General features: G+C 52.1%; 13 protein-coding genes. 8 read left to right on the top strand and 5 right to left on the bottom strand.

Annotation, left to right across the window (positions count from 1 at the left end; translation table 11 throughout):
- Positions 1-291: 291 nt before the first annotated feature.
- On the bottom strand, positions 292-933 hold the full coding sequence (locus JE47_RS0108805; RefSeq protein ID WP_031459399.1) for an NUDIX hydrolase: 642 nt from the start codon (positions 931-933) through the stop codon (positions 292-294).
- A gap of 458 nt (positions 934-1,391) precedes the next feature.
- Between JE47_RS0108805 and JE47_RS0108800 the strand changes: the two genes are divergently transcribed.
- The gene (locus tag JE47_RS0108800; protein WP_031459398.1) at positions 1,392-2,744 is read left to right on the top strand and encodes an aminotransferase family protein; all 1,353 of its coding nucleotides are present in this window, start codon (positions 1,392-1,394) and stop codon (positions 2,742-2,744) included.
- 345 nt (positions 2,745-3,089) lie between these two features.
- On the opposite strand, the gene panC is transcribed toward JE47_RS0108800, so the two are convergent.
- Together panC and panB are read right to left on the bottom strand one after the other, a co-directional pair.
- Entirely contained in the window at positions 3,090-3,932 is an 843-nt protein-coding gene (gene panC, locus JE47_RS0108795; RefSeq protein ID WP_031459397.1) for a pantoate--beta-alanine ligase, read from the bottom strand.
- A 164-nt stretch (positions 3,933-4,096) separates the two neighbouring features.
- Complete coding sequence (gene panB, locus JE47_RS0108790; RefSeq protein WP_031459396.1) at positions 4,097-4,939, bottom strand: 3-methyl-2-oxobutanoate hydroxymethyltransferase; 843 nt, start codon at positions 4,937-4,939, stop codon at positions 4,097-4,099.
- A 364-nt stretch (positions 4,940-5,303) separates the two neighbouring features.
- On the opposite strand from panB, the gene JE47_RS0108785 reads away from it, so the two are divergent.
- Positions 5,304-6,245 (top strand): alpha/beta fold hydrolase, encoded by a 942-nt coding sequence (locus JE47_RS0108785; protein ID WP_031459395.1) that lies wholly within the window; start codon positions 5,304-5,306, stop codon positions 6,243-6,245.
- Here JE47_RS0108785 and JE47_RS0108780 read toward each other — a convergent pair.
- Entirely contained in the window at positions 6,240-7,235 is a 996-nt protein-coding gene (locus tag JE47_RS0108780; protein ID WP_031459394.1) for a TerC family protein, read from the bottom strand. The genes JE47_RS0108785 and JE47_RS0108780 overlap by 6 nt on opposite strands.
- Before the next feature lie 341 nt (positions 7,236-7,576).
- Between JE47_RS0108780 and JE47_RS0108775 the strand changes: the two genes are divergently transcribed.
- Positions 7,577-8,680: a calcium/sodium antiporter gene (locus JE47_RS0108775; RefSeq protein ID WP_031459393.1), complete on the top strand. Its 1,104-nt coding sequence runs from the start codon at positions 7,577-7,579 to the stop codon at positions 8,678-8,680.
- A 31-nt stretch (positions 8,681-8,711) separates the two neighbouring features.
- Here the strand turns inward: JE47_RS0108775 and JE47_RS0108770 are convergent, their stop codons facing one another.
- The gene (locus JE47_RS0108770) at positions 8,712-9,083 is read right to left on the bottom strand and encodes a cupredoxin domain-containing protein (RefSeq protein ID WP_152556028.1); all 372 of its coding nucleotides are present in this window, start codon (positions 9,081-9,083) and stop codon (positions 8,712-8,714) included.
- A gap of 323 nt (positions 9,084-9,406) precedes the next feature.
- Between JE47_RS0108770 and mbhE the strand changes: the two genes are divergently transcribed.
- Genes mbhE through JE47_RS0108745 form a run of 5 tightly spaced genes read left to right on the top strand, consistent with a single transcriptional unit; the run spans position 9,407 to position 14,682 of the window.
- Positions 9,407-11,785 carry a hydrogen gas-evolving membrane-bound hydrogenase subunit E gene (gene mbhE / locus JE47_RS0108765; protein WP_031459391.1) on the top strand — a complete coding sequence of 793 codons (2,379 nt, stop codon included), beginning with the start codon at positions 9,407-9,409 and terminating at the stop codon, positions 11,783-11,785.
- Entirely contained in the window at positions 11,712-12,263 is a 552-nt protein-coding gene (locus tag JE47_RS0108760) for a Na+/H+ antiporter subunit B (RefSeq protein ID WP_330216973.1), read from the top strand. The genes mbhE and JE47_RS0108760 overlap by 74 nt, the downstream gene beginning before the upstream one ends.
- Positions 12,260-12,610: a sodium:proton antiporter gene (locus JE47_RS0108755; protein WP_031459389.1), complete on the top strand. Its 351-nt coding sequence runs from the start codon at positions 12,260-12,262 to the stop codon at positions 12,608-12,610. The genes JE47_RS0108760 and JE47_RS0108755 overlap by 4 nt, the downstream gene beginning before the upstream one ends.
- Positions 12,611-12,637: 27 nt before the next feature.
- The gene (locus JE47_RS0108750; protein WP_031459388.1) at positions 12,638-14,155 is read left to right on the top strand and encodes a proton-conducting transporter transmembrane domain-containing protein; all 1,518 of its coding nucleotides are present in this window, start codon (positions 12,638-12,640) and stop codon (positions 14,153-14,155) included.
- 8 nt (positions 14,156-14,163) lie between these two features.
- A complete protein-coding gene (locus tag JE47_RS0108745) occupies positions 14,164-14,682 on the top strand; it encodes a Na+/H+ antiporter subunit E (RefSeq protein WP_236631179.1) in 519 nt (172 codons plus the stop codon).
- Positions 14,683-14,693: the final 11 nt, after the last annotated feature.

The raw sequence follows: 14,693 nt of genomic DNA, 5'->3' as shown, positions 1-14,693 counted from the left end.
TTCCGCGCTGCGGGAGAGGGGGGAGCTGGTGCGTGAACGCGGTAGCGTTGCTAGACGCAGAATCGCCCCTGCTCCGCTCATCTCCCCTTCCGCTCCCGCAGTGTGGGAGAAATACACAAATGAGCTTGCGCTATGTCTCAACTCGTCAGGTAGCATCTCCCCCTTCCTCGCCCACAGCGTGGGAGCGGAAGGGGGCTGGGGGGAAGGTGAGGGCGGCCAAAGGGATGGTGAGGGTCCCCAGGCGCGCTCCTCGTTATCAAGACCACGAGTTTCTAATCAGGCACTTAGACCTCAACGCCATCCCTCGCGGCGTAGTCGTGCTACAAATTCACTAAGTAGCAGCGCAGTGGCTCCCCATACCTTATACCCATTCAGGGCGAAGAACGGTACCCGCATCGGTGTCCCATTACGCTCCCAAATCTCTTCTTGCACGGTTGCCGTATCGAACAGGGTGGGTAGTGCGACGGTAAATACGCTTTCTACCTCTTCAGGATCGTGTACCGGTTCAAATGCGACCGGGTAGAAACCAACAATCGGAGTCAGATAGTTGTTGCTCGGTGGAATATAAAACGTCGTGAGTTGCCCGAGCACGGTAACTTGCCCTGCATCAATGCCAATCTCCTCTTGAGCTTCACGCAGCGCTGCGCCAATCGCACCGTTGTCGGTGGGATCAATGCCACCGCCCGGTAGCGAAACTTCGCCCCGATGGGTAGTGACTCGACTCGACCGCACTGTTAACGGAATATACAGGGTGTCTTCTTGGGGAAAGAGAAGCAGGAGCGCTGCCGATGCTCTTGGTGTGACACCAGGTGGTGGGTGAAACGGACGCAGTGGTGTGCCGTCGAGTCGGCGTAACACAAGGAGTTCACCTAATGATGGTGGTGGTGTTGCTAATGCTCGACGAATGATCTCAATTTGTTTGTTCCAGTCCATACGTGCTCCGTGGTTTTATATGTCTGATTGAATATTGTATGCTTCCTCTACCTATAGATGAAGGCTTTTCTTGATTTTTAAGCGATTTTCAACGTTCTCAGGCTTAGCGAAGCGATACCGGTAAACCCAACACACGCCGTTACGTATCCTCTAGAAAGCGGTGAAAGGCAGACCCATCTCAAGCTATCACCCCTTGCTCATCTGAGGATATGAGGAATCTGCCCTACCATACGGCGAAGAATCGGCGCGAGAATGGAGGCCGTAGACGCTTGTCGAAAGAGGAAGCTGCCGCTTCTGTCTGCGCTGCTTCACTCGTTCCTCTCCTCGCTCACAGCACTGCTACCGGTTAGGGTGAAAACGTTGAAATGCCCTGAACCCAGATGCCGATAGCTTGCCGTCACTGCACTTCTCCGCTACAATCGAATTATCAGCACCAACTGTTCAGCAAGGAGGAGCGCGTGTACAACCTGCAAGAGCAGATTCAAGCCGATTACGACCATGTCATCCATCCTCTGACCCATCCAACGGCACATCAAAACCCGAAAATCTGGGTTGCTGGCCGCGGGTCGATTGTGATCGACGCTGAAGGCCGTGAGTATATTGACGGACTCAGCGGTTTGTGGAACGTGAACGTTGGCCACGGCCGTGAAGAGTTAGCCGAAGCGGCTTGCAACCAGATGAAGCAACTCGCCTACTATTCATCCTATGTTGGCTCAACGAATCTGCCGGCAATTGAATTAGGACGTAAGCTGAGTCAACTCTTTTATCCGAGCATCAATCACTTCTTTTTTACCTCAGGCGGCGCCGAAAGCACCGAAAGCTCATTTAAGACAGCCCGTTTCTATTGGAAAGCCGTCGGTAAGCCCGAAAAGGTGAAGTTCATTTCACGTATGAAAGGGTACCACGGTGTCACAATGGCTGCGATGAGTGCAACTGGTCTGCCCGCGTATTGGCCGATGTTTGAGCCACGAGTACCCGGTTTTATTCACATCGAGTCACCCTATCCGTACCGCTTCGTCAATCCAACCCCACACCTGAGTGATGGTGTTGCCGCTGCGAATTTGCTCGAAGAGGCAATCTTACGCGAAGGCCCAGAAACAGTTGCCGCGTTCATCGCCGAACCGGTGCAGGGTGCCGGTGGTGTTATTCCTCCACAAGATGACTATTTCAAGCGCATTCGTGAGATTTGTGATTACTACGAGGTGCTGCTTATCAGCGATGAAGTGATCACCGGTTTTGGCCGCACCGGGCGCTGGTTTGGATTGGAGCATTACGGGATCGAGCCTGATATTGTCCAGTTTGCCAAGGGCATCACTTCAGGCTATATTCCGCTCGGTGGCATTGGCGTGAGTGACCGCATCTATGAGGCTATGGTATCGGTGCCACCTGAACAACGCTGGATGCATGCCTTTACCTATTCGGGCCATCCGACGGCTTGTGCTGTGGCGTTAGCCAATATTGCCATCATTGAACGGGAAGGGCTGGTGCAGCGAGCGGCTGAAGTTGGCGACTATATGTTGCGTCGGTTGGAGGAGTTATATGCGCTGCCTCACGTTGGCAATGTACGCGGTAAGGGCATGATGGCGGGGATTGAGTTGGTAGCCGACACTGCGACGAAAGCGCCCTTCCCGTCCAGCGCTAATGTCGGTACCCGCGTTCAGAAAGAGATGACAGCACGCGGTCTTTTTACCCGTGTCGTGGGTGACACAATTTGTCTGGCGCCGCCGCTCGTCACCACTTACGAGCAGATTGATCAAATTGTGCAGATTATTGCCGATTCAATTGCAGCAACCATCGCTACTCTGAAGTAAGGCTGTTCAGCGTTTTCGGCTTCAGGTTGTATGCAAAGACCGAGCTTTGCAACAACGGAACAGCACTGACGCATGGTCACGCACCCGCTGACGGCGATCCCCGCTTTACCTGGTCGCCTGAGAGCACAGGCCAGAGGCCCGCATGTGCGGTGATACAGGTGACTACAACACTCGTTTCATCACAGGTGTCTGGTGGAGCGTCACCCCGTCCGAGCACCTCCTTCCTCACCCCTTGTAGAAGAGGAAGAGAGGCCAAGGGGAAGTGAAGAGAGCACCCTCCCCCCTTCCTCACCCCGTGTGGGAGAGGAAGGGGGCTAGGGGAAGGTGAGGGGCCATGAGGTACGTTTATGCTTTCCCTTCCAACAGCCAGTTATCGATCAATCGTACCTGATCAAACCGTACCGCCATCGAGAGCAAAGCCCCTTCTGGCCCAATCTGATCCAACTCGCGCAAGGTGATCGGATGCGCAACGCTCACATACTCTGCTTTTGCCAGCGGTTCAGCCGCAATAATCCGCTGCATGAGCGACCGTAACGTATCTGCATTGCGTTCACCAGCTTCATAACATTCGGCAGCCGCTCGCAAGGCTCGGTACAACACCGGCGCCGCAGCACGCTGCTCCGCCGTCAAATAGACGTTACGGCTGCTCATCGCCAGACCATCGGCTTCGCGAACCGTTGGCACAATCACGATCTCAACCGGTATGTTGAGATCACGTACCATCTGGCGTACCACCACGGTCTGTTGAGCATCTTTCTGTCCAAAATAGCTCTTTGTCGGTTGCACAATGTTGAATAGCTTACAAACGACCGTTGCTACGCCGCGAAAATGACCAGGTCTAGCCGCGCCTTCCAGCACCTCATCGGCAGCAGGCTGAACAACGTAAGTGCCGAAGCCAGGCGGATACATCTCCTCCACAGAGGGTATAAAGACAAGATCGACGCCGGCTTTTTCGAGGAGAGCCAGATCGCGTGCTGTGTCACGTGGATAGCGAGCGTAATCTTCGTGAGGGCCAAACTGGGTCGGATTGACGAAGATACTCACTGCGACTGCCGGACATTCGCGGCGGGCCTGTTCCACCAGCGCCAGATGTCCTTGGTGTAGATACCCCATGGTTGGCACGAATCCGAGTGTGCTGAATGCCGATCGCGCCCGACGAAACTCAGCAATTGTATGTAAGACTTCCATACCGGTGTTCCTCGTTGATATGATCAACATTGATCAAAGTGTTTTACATGCTTCTGCGCGAGATTCTTTTGGTCGATCCTACCCGCTCCTAATCAATGTCCCCTGTTTCATCCCTGTTAAATGGGGAAAGGGCAGAGGAGTGCAAAGAACCGACTGAGACTGCTTCACGTCGTCTGATCAATGTTGGATAGCGCTGCTGCCAGTTCTGCCGGGTCCATCCGACTACTATGTTCAGGGCCAGGAAATGTTCCATTTCGTACATCATGCGCATATTGGTTCAGAGCTTCTGAGATCGTTTTGGCCAGTTCAGCGTAGCGACGGGCGTGGCGAGGAAGAAAATCGCTGTACAGACCGAGCAAATCATGCCAGACCTGCACCTGGCCACTACAGCCAGCCCCAGCGCCGATGCCAATGGTTGGGATCCGTAACCGTTCGGTGATCGCCTGTGCCAGCTCTGCCGGCACCAGTTCGAGTACGAGCGCAAATGCGCCAGCTTCCTGAACTGCCAGCGCATCGGCAATCAATTGTTGGGCCTCGTTCGCTCGCTTTCCCTGTACCCGTAGCCCGATCTGATTGACCGATTGCGGTGTGAAGCCGATATGCCCCATCACCGGAATTCCTAACGCGACCAGTCGGGCAATAATCGGTGCGACATGCACACCACCTTCCAACTTCACCGCCTGAGCGCCAGCCTCTTGCAGCATTCGCCCTGCACTCTGGATGGCCTGCTCTGGTGAAGTGTAAGTAAGAAATGGTAAATCACCGATGACCAGAGCCTTCTGGGTACCACGTACCACGGCTCGTGTGTGATGGATCATCTCGTCGAGGGTCACCGGTACCGTAGATTGGTGCCCCAATACCACCATGCCGAGCGAGTCACCTACCAGGATTATTGGGATACCGGCGCGATCGGCAATCTGAGCCGAGGTGTAATCATACGCAGTGATCATCGGAATCCGCTCGCCGCGATCGCGCATCATTTGAATATCACGAATAGTTGTGCGCATGGTCGGCTCCTCTCCCCTGTTGCGTTTTGCCGGTCATTCCGGCCTGCTCGATTGTAGCACGGAATGGTTAAGTGCGCAGAGTGGTGAGGGGAGGAATTAGGTCATGGGCACTGAGGAATGAGCAAGGCTCACCAATGATGATCATCACCGAATCGGTCGATCGAGTGCCAAACCTACCCTCCTAGCCCCCTACACTCACCGAGAGTGAAAGAGGGTTGGGGGGAGTGCAGGGTGAAGATGCACTTCGCAGCATAGGCACTGACAGATTTATCGTTAAATAACAGAGTCATTTCATCACAGGAATGTTTGACAAAACAATTTGCTTATCTTAATATCGAATGCGTTCGTTACTCATAGGTGCGCCATGAAGCGAAAACCCACTATGGACATTCCTGCTGCCCTGGTTCCGTATGCTCGTAGGGTTGCGCTGCGCAATACAGAAATCTTCTACTACGATGCTGGAGCGGATCATCATCCAACGCTTCTTCTTTTGCATGGGTTAGGTGACGAAGCTGATACGTGGCGCTCGATTATTCCGTCGTTATCGCGTGAATATCGGGTCATTGCACCTGATTTACCCGGCTTTGGTCGTAGTTCCGGTCCTCGTGGCGCCTATAGCCTGACCTTCTTTGCCCGCACGATTGCCGAATTTGTAGCTGTCCTGCAACTGAGCCACATCACGCTAGTTGGTCATTCGTTAGGGGCCATGATCGCTCAGCGTCTGAGTATCGGACTTCCTGGCCTTATCGAACAGCAGATTCTGATCAGTGGCTGTCTGCCGGTAAAGCGTCGTCTGCCGGAGTTGAAGCAATGGCTACTGTTGATCCCAGGTCTTGGTGAATTGATGATGGCGATCATGCGCCGTTCACAAGAGCTGGCCTTTTTTAGTTTACAACCGTTCTATTACAGCCTGTACGATCTGCCTGCCCGTGAACGGCGGTTTCTCAGGAAGCGGGTTTTGGCTCGTCTCCACCATCCACAGCAACGGCGGGCAACGCTTTCAGCGCTCCGTTGGTTGGCGATTGACACCTTCTTCCGTGCCAATCAATATCTTGATCTGGTCAGTAAATGTCGAATACCGACGGTACTGATCATTGGCGATCACGATGTCATTGTTGATGGTGAACTTATAGAAGCCATGCACGTCTTGCTCAACGAACAAGCTCAGTGTATTTACCTGGAACGGTGTGGTCATATGCCGCAGCAGGAACGGCCCGATATGATTTGTGAGCTACTGAGCGGGCTACATCCTGCTGCACAAACTGCTGATCAAGACCGTCAGGGCGAACATTCTAGCCAATTATGATGAGGCGGCATGTTCGCTACTTTCGAGGATTCGGGCCCGTATCAGAGAGGCGATAATTGACACGCTAATGATGGTTGCTACCACACCCAGCGAAGCTGCCGTCGGTATCTTCCAGCTTACACCAATCAGTGCGGCACTGAGATCAGGTAAGAGCATCTTGATACCAACAAAACTCAGCACCACTGACAAGCCGAGCTTGAGATAGTGGAAGAGATGAACCACGCCAGCCAGTACGAAGTAGAGTGCTCGTAGACCCAGAATGGCGAAGACATTGGATGTGTAGACGATGAACGGATCTTGCGTTACGGCAAAGACGGCCGGTATTGAGTCGACGGCAAAAATGAGATCGGTCGTCTCTACCATGACCAGCACTAGCAAGAGGGGGGTTGCCATAAGCATACCGTTTTGGCGGGTGAGAAATTTCTGGCCGTCGTAGCGATCACTGATTGGCATAAAACGGCGGAACATGCGTACCACCGGATTCTTATCAGGCTCGACTTGCTCGTCTTGTGACATTGCCATCCGAATTCCGGTAAAGATCAGGAATGCACCGAACACCCAGATGATCCAGTGAAACTGCTTGATCAGCGCTGCTCCAGCGGCAATCATTGTACCGCGCATGATAAGGGCGCCGAGAATCCCCCAAAAGAGTACCCGATGCTGGTATTTCGCCGGAACTGCAAAATATGAGAAGATCAATACGAAGACGAAAATATTATCAACACTTAGTGCCTTTTCTATGAGATAACCGGTCAAAAACTCTAGACCAGCGTCACTCGCACTGAGATCGCTATTGGGCATGATCTGATCCCAAAACAGATATAAACCCACATTGAAGGTCATTGCCAGTGCAATCCAGACCACGCTCCAGATGGCGGCTTCACGTAACGATACTTCATGGGCTTCGCGGTGAAATACCCCTAGGTCAAGCGCGAGAAGTGTCAATACCAGTAGATTAAACCCAACCCAGACCCATATCGTATCTACCATACAATCTTTTCTCCCTGCTTTGCAACGACTTGTCCGGCAATAAAAAGGCGAGCCGATCACAGCGCACCGCTGTGTCGGTCTCGCCAGTATGGTAAACCAATACACGATGCCACCGGGAAGATAATCTTCCGTCTTGACGGCAACATCGACCCGCTACGAGCGGGCGGCTACTCCCCAACGCTTTGCAATATACCGTATTTTCCTTATAATCGATAGGGAAAAATTCCCTATCACTTCTACGTCTGAATGGGTATTTAATGGCGAAGATTTGCCCTCACTAGCTATCGTTGAGTTGGATATACTACTTAAATGTGTGATGCAGACTACAGGAGTAGACATAGATGAATCTATTTGTATTCGGTTTAATGTTCAGTGGTCTTATCTTCCTTGCCACTGGCGGTGAGCTTCTAGTACGTGGCGCCAGCCGCCTGGCAGCGCTGGCTGGCATCTCTCCGCTTGTGATTGGTCTGACAGTTGTATCGTTTGGAACCAGTTCACCAGAGCTGGCAGTGAGCATTCAAGCTAGCTTGGCAGGCAAAAGTGACATTGCAGTCGGCAATGTGGTGGGAAGTAATATCTTCAACATTCTCTTCATTCTGGGTGCGTGTGCGCTGGTCAGCCCACTGGTTGTAGCCGTACAGCTTATCCGCCGTGAAGTACCGTTTATGATCGCTGTTTCGCTATTACTTATCGGTCAGGCATTCGATGGAGCCATAAGCTGGTTTGATGGCTTCATCCTGTTTAGCCTACTAATCGGATATATCATCTGGTCAATATACGCTAGTCGGCAGGAACGAGAAGAAGTGATAGCAGAGTATGCGCGGGAATTTGGTTCCACAAAACTGCCCGCTCAGCGGAAAGGAATGGTCTTGCTGCTGAATATCGGCTTTATCGTAGTTGGGCTGGTATTACTGGCGATTGGATCAGACTGGCTGGTTGAAGGTGCAACTTCACTGGCGCGTGCGTTTGGAGTCAGCGATGTAGTCATCGGTCTCACAATTGTGGCTGCCGGTACATCACTCCCAGAAGTGGTTGCTTCAATTGTTGCCACGCTCAAGCGCGAGCGGGACATTGCTATTGGAAATGCTATTGGCAGCAATATCTTCAACATCCTCGGTATCCTTGGATTATCTGCACTCGTAACACCGGGTGGTCTTACCGTTGCTCCATCGGTTGTGGCATTTGATCTGCCAGTGATGATTGCAGTAGCTTTTGCAGCTCTACCAATCTTTATCTCCGGTCTCAGCATCAATCGCTGGGAAGGCTTACTCTTTCTTGCTTATTACGTTGCGTACACGGCGTATCTGATACTGGCTGCAACTCAACATGATGCTCTGCCGTTCTTCAGTAGCGTGATGGTACTCTTTGTATTACCGATAACAGCAGTGACCCTCTCTATTCTTCTGATCCATGCGCTGCACCGAAGAGATTGGGTTAAAGCATAGTCATGACCAGAACAACTATACAAGATTTCTGTCAGGGAAGAACAACCAACACTCCCTGTTGGGCTTCATGACCAGGAATACGGCAGTAGAAACGGTATTCACCGGGTGCTGGCGCCCGGAATGTTAGTATCGCATCGACCCCTGGATCGGCCGAAACAGTGCGGTCACCGGTAGGTAGCTCGATAGTCAGGCTATGTGCGATCTGGCCGCGGTTGCGAAGGCGGAGAAAAACTTGTTCTCCGGTGCGCACTTCGATCCGATCTGGATCAAATCGCATTTCGGTGGCAGTTACTTCAATCGTGCGTTCACGTAGCGGTGCGCCACAGGCGTTTAGCAGAATGACGGCAAGAATACACATAGCATAACAATAACGACGAAACCAGAGACGGTTCATAGCACGCATAACTGTACTCGTAGCATACACTTGTTTCTGCATCATATCTGTACTGTACCAGAAAATGCCTACTGTGTTAGCAGGAAGTCACGTTGTGACAAGGCACCAATTTTACGGTACAATAGCAGCAAACCCGTGATCGTTTGATCGTATTCCAAATAAGAAGTATAACTGCATTTCAGCATGCACTGTCGGCGTCAACATTCCAGGCAACGGTTGAGTCGTTGCTTCACCGACATTTTGATATTTGAATGCCAGACTATGATCAGGTTGGCAAAGTTTTTCTCATATTGCGTGTCAGTAGACACAGTTAGTTTCCAATCGAGGTGAGCATGCTCTATCCGATTGTGTTCATTGCATTGGTCGCGTCACCACTAGCGCTCATTGCCCGCTTGCCGGCGCGCAGTCTTATCGCCTGGGGTCTCGCATTTATCCCGCTAACACTCTTTGGACTAACGCTGACTCAAGCTGGTCCTGTGTTGGCGGGTGAGCAAGTGGTGGAGGAGATCTCCTGGGTACCAGCGCTGGGTCTCAATCTTACCTTTACGCTTGACGGTTTAAGCCTTCTGTTTGCCTTGATTATTACCGGCATTGGGACGTTGATTGTCGGTTACGCCGGCCATTATCTCGGTGCTGACAGTGGTCTCGGTCGTTTCTTGGCTTACCTGATGCTTTTCATGGGGGCAATGCTGGGGGTCGTACTGGCCGGTAACGTATTGACCATGTTCGTGTTTTGGGAATTAACATCGGTTACGTCGTATTTGCTTATTGGCTACAAGCACGATTACCCTGATGCACGGCGTGGTGCATTACATTCGCTGCTGGTAACCGGTGGTGGTGGGTTGGCCTTGCTGGTTGGCCTGCTGTTACTAGGACAGATGGTTGGCAGCTATGAGTTCCGGGATATTTTGGCCGCTGGTGATCAATTGCGCGCTCATTCACTCTACCCGGCAGCCGTGATACTGATCTTGCTTGGTTGCTTTACGAAATCAGCTCAGATACCCTTTCATTTCTGGCTACCAGGGGCTATGCAGGCGCCAACCCCGGCAAGTGCCTTTCTCCATTCGGCCACAATGGTCAAGGCTGGTGTCTATCTGATGGCACGGCTCAGTCCGGCCCTGGGTGGTACTGCTCTATGGGATGTAACCCTGGCCGTCGTTGGCGGTGCAACGATGACCTTTGCCGCGATTGTGGCGATGCGCCAGTTTGATCTGAAGGCGATGCTGGCGTATACGACCATCAGTATGCTGGGTGCGCTGACGATGCAGATCGGGTTGGGTGGTAAGTATGGTGCTGAGGGGGTGGCAACTAATATTTTAGCCCATGCGCTGTATAAGTCGGCACTGTTTATGCTGGCTGGTGTGATCGATCACGAGTGCGGTACGCGCGATTTGCGCCGGTTGGGCGGATTGCGAAGATATATGCCACAGACGATGGTCATTACCGCTCTGGCATTACTATCGTTCGGCGGTATTCCGATCATGTTTGGCTTCGTTGCCAAAGAATTGATGTTGGAAGCAGCGCTTGAGACCGATCTTGGTGCAACGCTGAGCATCCTTGCGGTTGCTGCAATTGCTGTCACGGCCATTGCTTACCTGATAACTGGCTGGCGACTGTTTAGCAATACGTTCCTCGGTCAGCGTAGTACGGCGGCGATGCAGCAGCATGTTGATGATCCTACACCTGGAATGTTGATTGGGCCTGGAGTGCCAGCCATTTTGTCACTCTTCATACCGCTGGTCCTGTTAGCCCCCGTCAGTACGCTCATCGCAGCCGCAAGTGCAGCGATCTACGGTAAGCCGCTGGAGGTTAAATTGGCACTCTGGCATGGTGTGAATCCAGCATTACTGGTAAGCCTGAGCGCTATTGTGATTGGCGTAGCAATGTTCCGTTTTGCCGAGCAGTTGGCAAATATGCGTGGTTGGCCAATCTGGTTGCGCGGTGATATGATCTTCGACCGGCTGATTGAGCGGACACTCACCGGAGCGACGGCATTAACCCGTACCCTTCAGGAGGGAAGGCTACGCCGCTATATCCTGATAACAGCGTTGACCATGCTGATCTTCGTAGGGGTACCATTTATCAGCTTCGGGCTAGGTGCCATTCGGTTTGATCTTGATCCGCAGTTGCAGTTTTACGAAATATTGGCCGCAGCGTTGATCCCAATTGGTGTTATCGCGACCATCAAAGCGCGGACCAGACTTGGCGCGATTATTGCAGTTGGTGTCGTTGGCGCAATGGTCGCGCTCCTTTTCGTGCTCTTCTCAGCGCCCGATCTGGCACTCACTCAATTACTGATTGAAGTACTCTCAACCGTCTTTTTACTCCTCGTCTTTTCGGTGTTGCCAGTGCGCTTCGAGAGCTTCTCATCAGCATGGGTACGACAACGTGATGCAATTGTCGCCATTGCTATGGGAATTTTGATGGGCGGACTGGTACTGGCAACCGCTACGAATGATAGCTTTGCACCGTTGGCCCCCTTCTTCCTTGAAAACAGTCTGGACAAAGGCAAAGGTGCTAATGTCGTTAATGTCATTCTGGTCGACTTCCGCGGGTTCGATACCTTGGGCGAGATTACAGTATTGTTTATCGCGCTGCTCGGTATTTACGGATTGTTACGGTTACGACAGGGGAAAGATGATGTTACACCGGAACGAGTCCCGACAACTGCCACCGAACCGCTCAGCGAGCCAGTTAATACCCAGAGATAGTGCTCTGTACGATTCGCTCATCTTACGCACAATCAGTCGGCTGATGTTGCCACTGTTGTTGATGTTATCGATTTTTATGTTGTTTCGCGGGCACAATCTACCGGGTGGCGGTTTTATTGGTGGTTTGCTGGCTTCCAGTGCAATTATTCTGCAAATGGTCGCCTTTGGCCCAAAGGTAGCACGACGGATTTTGCCGGTTAATTATTTGATACTGGCGGCTTTTGGCGTCTTTTTTGGCGCTCTGTGGGGATTACCAGCCCTCTTCGCCGGTTTACCGTACATGCAGGCATTCTGGTTGCCCGAACCGATCCCTGGAGTAGGCAAGATCGGCACACCGGTCCTGTTTGATATTGGTGTCTACTTTACAGTTATCGGGGTCACGACCAAAATCGCACTGCTGCTGGTCGAAGAGCCGATTCTCTTCCCGTTTCCGGAAATGAAGTCGGTTCCGGTTGATCATCAGGAGGAGGTAGCATGATCATTCTCCTGGCAATCGCGATTGGCTCGCTCTTTGGCGGTGCGACATATCTCATCCTGCGGCGCTCGGTTGTGAAGTTGATCCTGGGCCTGATTATGCTCAGCCATGGGGTAAACTTGCTCATCTTTACGATGGGTGATGGAGTACGGCGTGGGGGGCCACCGCTGGTGGATGCTAGCGGTCAGCCTCCGGCAGGTTCGGCTGATCCGCTAGTGCAGGCCCTAATTCTGACGGCCATTGTGATTAGCTTCGGATTCACTGCGTTTGTCCTGGCGCTGGCGTATCGTTCCAATCAGGCAGCAGGGAGTGACGATCTTGACGATCTTTCAACCACCGACCGTCTGTAGTGTGATGTTTTAGATCGGGAAACTCATATGACGTTTCACCTGTTTATTCCCATCGTTTCACCGTTGATCGGTGCGGCATTGGCTGTTTTACTCCATCGCCAATGGGTGGTGGTGCGGGCGCTAACGCTCATCAGTGTGCTGATCAATCTGGGGTATGGCCTCTGGCTAATGAGTGTAGTACCGCAGAGTGGGCCATTAGTGGCGCAGGCCTCAGGCTGGTTAGCTCCGTTTGGTATCTCACTGGTGGCCGATGGTATGAGTGCGCTGATGGTGATGTTGGCAGCGCTGCTCATGCTGACGACGGTTGTGTACAGCTTTTACTCTGTTGATCGCGAACGTGAAGCACATTTCTACTACCCGTTGCTCTTGCTCTTGCTATTAGGGGTTAGTGGTGCATTCCTCACCGGTGATCTCTTCAATCTGTACGTCTGGTTTGAAGTGTTGCTCGTAGCATCCTTTGGCCTGATTACGCTCGGTGGGAGCCGTGAGCAGCTTGAGGGTGGCTTGAAATATGTTGTGCTTAATCTGTTGGGAAGTACCGCCTTCTTGTTTGGTTGTGGATTGATGTACGGATTTGCCGGTACTCTCAATATGGCGCATATTGCCGAGCGGATGGCAACGCTAGCGGACCCCGGTTTGCAAACGGTATTAGCCGGGGTATTTTTGTTTGCCTTCGGTAGCAAAGCGGCAATTGTGCCTCTCTTTTTCTGGTTGCCTTCCAGTTATCATACACCACCGGTGGCAGTAACGGCCATCTTCAGCGGCTTGATGACGAAAGTTGGGGTCTATTCGCTCTATCGAGTCTTTGGTTTGTTGTTGCAGAACGAACTGGCAATCTATGCACCGTGGATTACCCTGATCGCCGGTTTGACGATGGTTATTGGGGTGCTGGGCGCAGTAGCCCAAATGAATGTGCGTCGCATCCTGAGTTTTCACATTATCAGTCAGATTGGGTATAGCGTGATGGGACTAGGTCTGGCCAGCGCTGCCGGTTTGGCTGCTGGCCTGGTCTTTACCGCCCATGTCATGATTGTCAAGATGGCACTCTTTTTTATCGGTGGGGCAGCCGAACAGATCAACGGTACCGGCGATTTGAAGAAGATGGGTGGCTTGGCCCGTCGCGAGCCGTTGCTAGCCCTGTTCTGGTTTTTAGGTATTCTGTCGCTGGCCGGTATTCCTCCGCTAAGCGGTTTTATCGGAAAATTGATCTTATTGCAGGTGGGTGTGAGCCAGCAGGCCTACCTTATTACCGCCGTGGCTGCCGGTACCAGTATCCTGACCTTCTTCTCGATGTTAAAGATTTGGAATGAAGTGTTCTGGAAGAAATCGTATGAGGATGTGAACCGCTTACCGCGGGTCCGTTTTGGTTTACTGGCACCGGGGGCAGCGTTGGTGATCCTTAGTGTCGCTTTGGGATTGGTAGCCGGGCCACTGGTAGAATACAATACGATTGCCGGTCAGCAGCTTTTTGATCGTGCTGCCTACATTACCGCTGTCTGTGGTGCTGATGGCTGTGAGGCGGTTTATCGCGCAGCAGTGAAATAGAGGTTGGTATGATTGCGCTGATTCTCCTGATTCTCGTTTTGACCATGACCTGGATGGCGTTGCAAAGTAGCTTTACATTAGCCGACTTGATTGTTGGGCTACTTGTGAGTTCAGCCATTGTGGCAATGGCTAGAAACTTTCTCAGCATACCATTTGTAAATACGGATTTACACCCTCAGCAGCGTGATCGCACCTTCATTCGCCTGGCTCTAAAGTGGGTCGCATTTGTCGGCTTTGCACTGTGGAGTATTCTCAAGGCTAATATCGATATGGCCCGGATAGTGCTCTTTCGGCGGGTTGACGACATTCGTCCGGGCATTATCGCTATTCCGCTCGATGTGAAAAGTGATGCCGGCATTACTGTACTGGCGAATCTGATCACCTTAACGCCGGGAACCGTCTCGCTCGATGTTGCTACTGATCGTCGAACTATTTACATTCATTGCATTGATGTACACGATGCCGACGCCATTCGTAATGATATTAAGCAACAGTTCGAGCGGCGGGTCATGGAATTGTTACCGTAGAGGTAGGTCTG

Origin of the sequence: Chloroflexus sp. MS-G (assembly GCF_000735195.1) — a bacterium.
Taxonomy (GTDB): Bacteria; Chloroflexota; Chloroflexia; order Chloroflexales; family Chloroflexaceae; genus Chloroflexus.
The sequence above is the reverse complement of the archived record's forward strand: the minus strand, read 5'-3'. Positions and strand labels throughout refer to the sequence as shown.

What these genes read in the sequence shown, in the direction of transcription:
- JE47_RS0108805 (WP_031459399.1), bottom strand. Translation starts at nt 933, where the DNA reads ATGGACTGGAACAAACAAATTGAGATCATTCGTCGAGCATTAGCAACA.
- panC (WP_031459397.1), bottom strand. Translation starts at nt 3,932, where the DNA reads ATGGAAGTCTTACATACAATTGCTGAGTTTCGTCGGGCGCGATCGGCA.
- panB (WP_031459396.1), bottom strand. Translation starts at nt 4,939, where the DNA reads ATGCGCACAACTATTCGTGATATTCAAATGATGCGCGATCGCGGCGAG.
- JE47_RS0108785 (WP_031459395.1), top strand. Translation starts at nt 5,304, where the DNA reads ATGAAGCGAAAACCCACTATGGACATTCCTGCTGCCCTGGTTCCGTAT.
- JE47_RS0108780 (WP_031459394.1), bottom strand. Translation starts at nt 7,235, where the DNA reads ATGGTAGATACGATATGGGTCTGGGTTGGGTTTAATCTACTGGTATTG.
- JE47_RS0108775 (WP_031459393.1), top strand. Translation starts at nt 7,577, where the DNA reads ATGAATCTATTTGTATTCGGTTTAATGTTCAGTGGTCTTATCTTCCTT.
- JE47_RS0108770 (WP_152556028.1), bottom strand. Translation starts at nt 9,083, where the DNA reads ATGCGTGCTATGAACCGTCTCTGGTTTCGTCGTTATTGTTATGCTATG.
- mbhE (WP_031459391.1), top strand. Translation starts at nt 9,407, where the DNA reads ATGCTCTATCCGATTGTGTTCATTGCATTGGTCGCGTCACCACTAGCG.
- JE47_RS0108760 (WP_330216973.1), top strand. Translation starts at nt 11,712, where the DNA reads ATGATGTTACACCGGAACGAGTCCCGACAACTGCCACCGAACCGCTCA.
- JE47_RS0108755 (WP_031459389.1), top strand. Translation starts at nt 12,260, where the DNA reads ATGATCATTCTCCTGGCAATCGCGATTGGCTCGCTCTTTGGCGGTGCG.
- JE47_RS0108750 (WP_031459388.1), top strand. Translation starts at nt 12,638, where the DNA reads ATGACGTTTCACCTGTTTATTCCCATCGTTTCACCGTTGATCGGTGCG.
- JE47_RS0108745 (WP_236631179.1), top strand. Translation starts at nt 14,164, where the DNA reads ATGATTGCGCTGATTCTCCTGATTCTCGTTTTGACCATGACCTGGATG.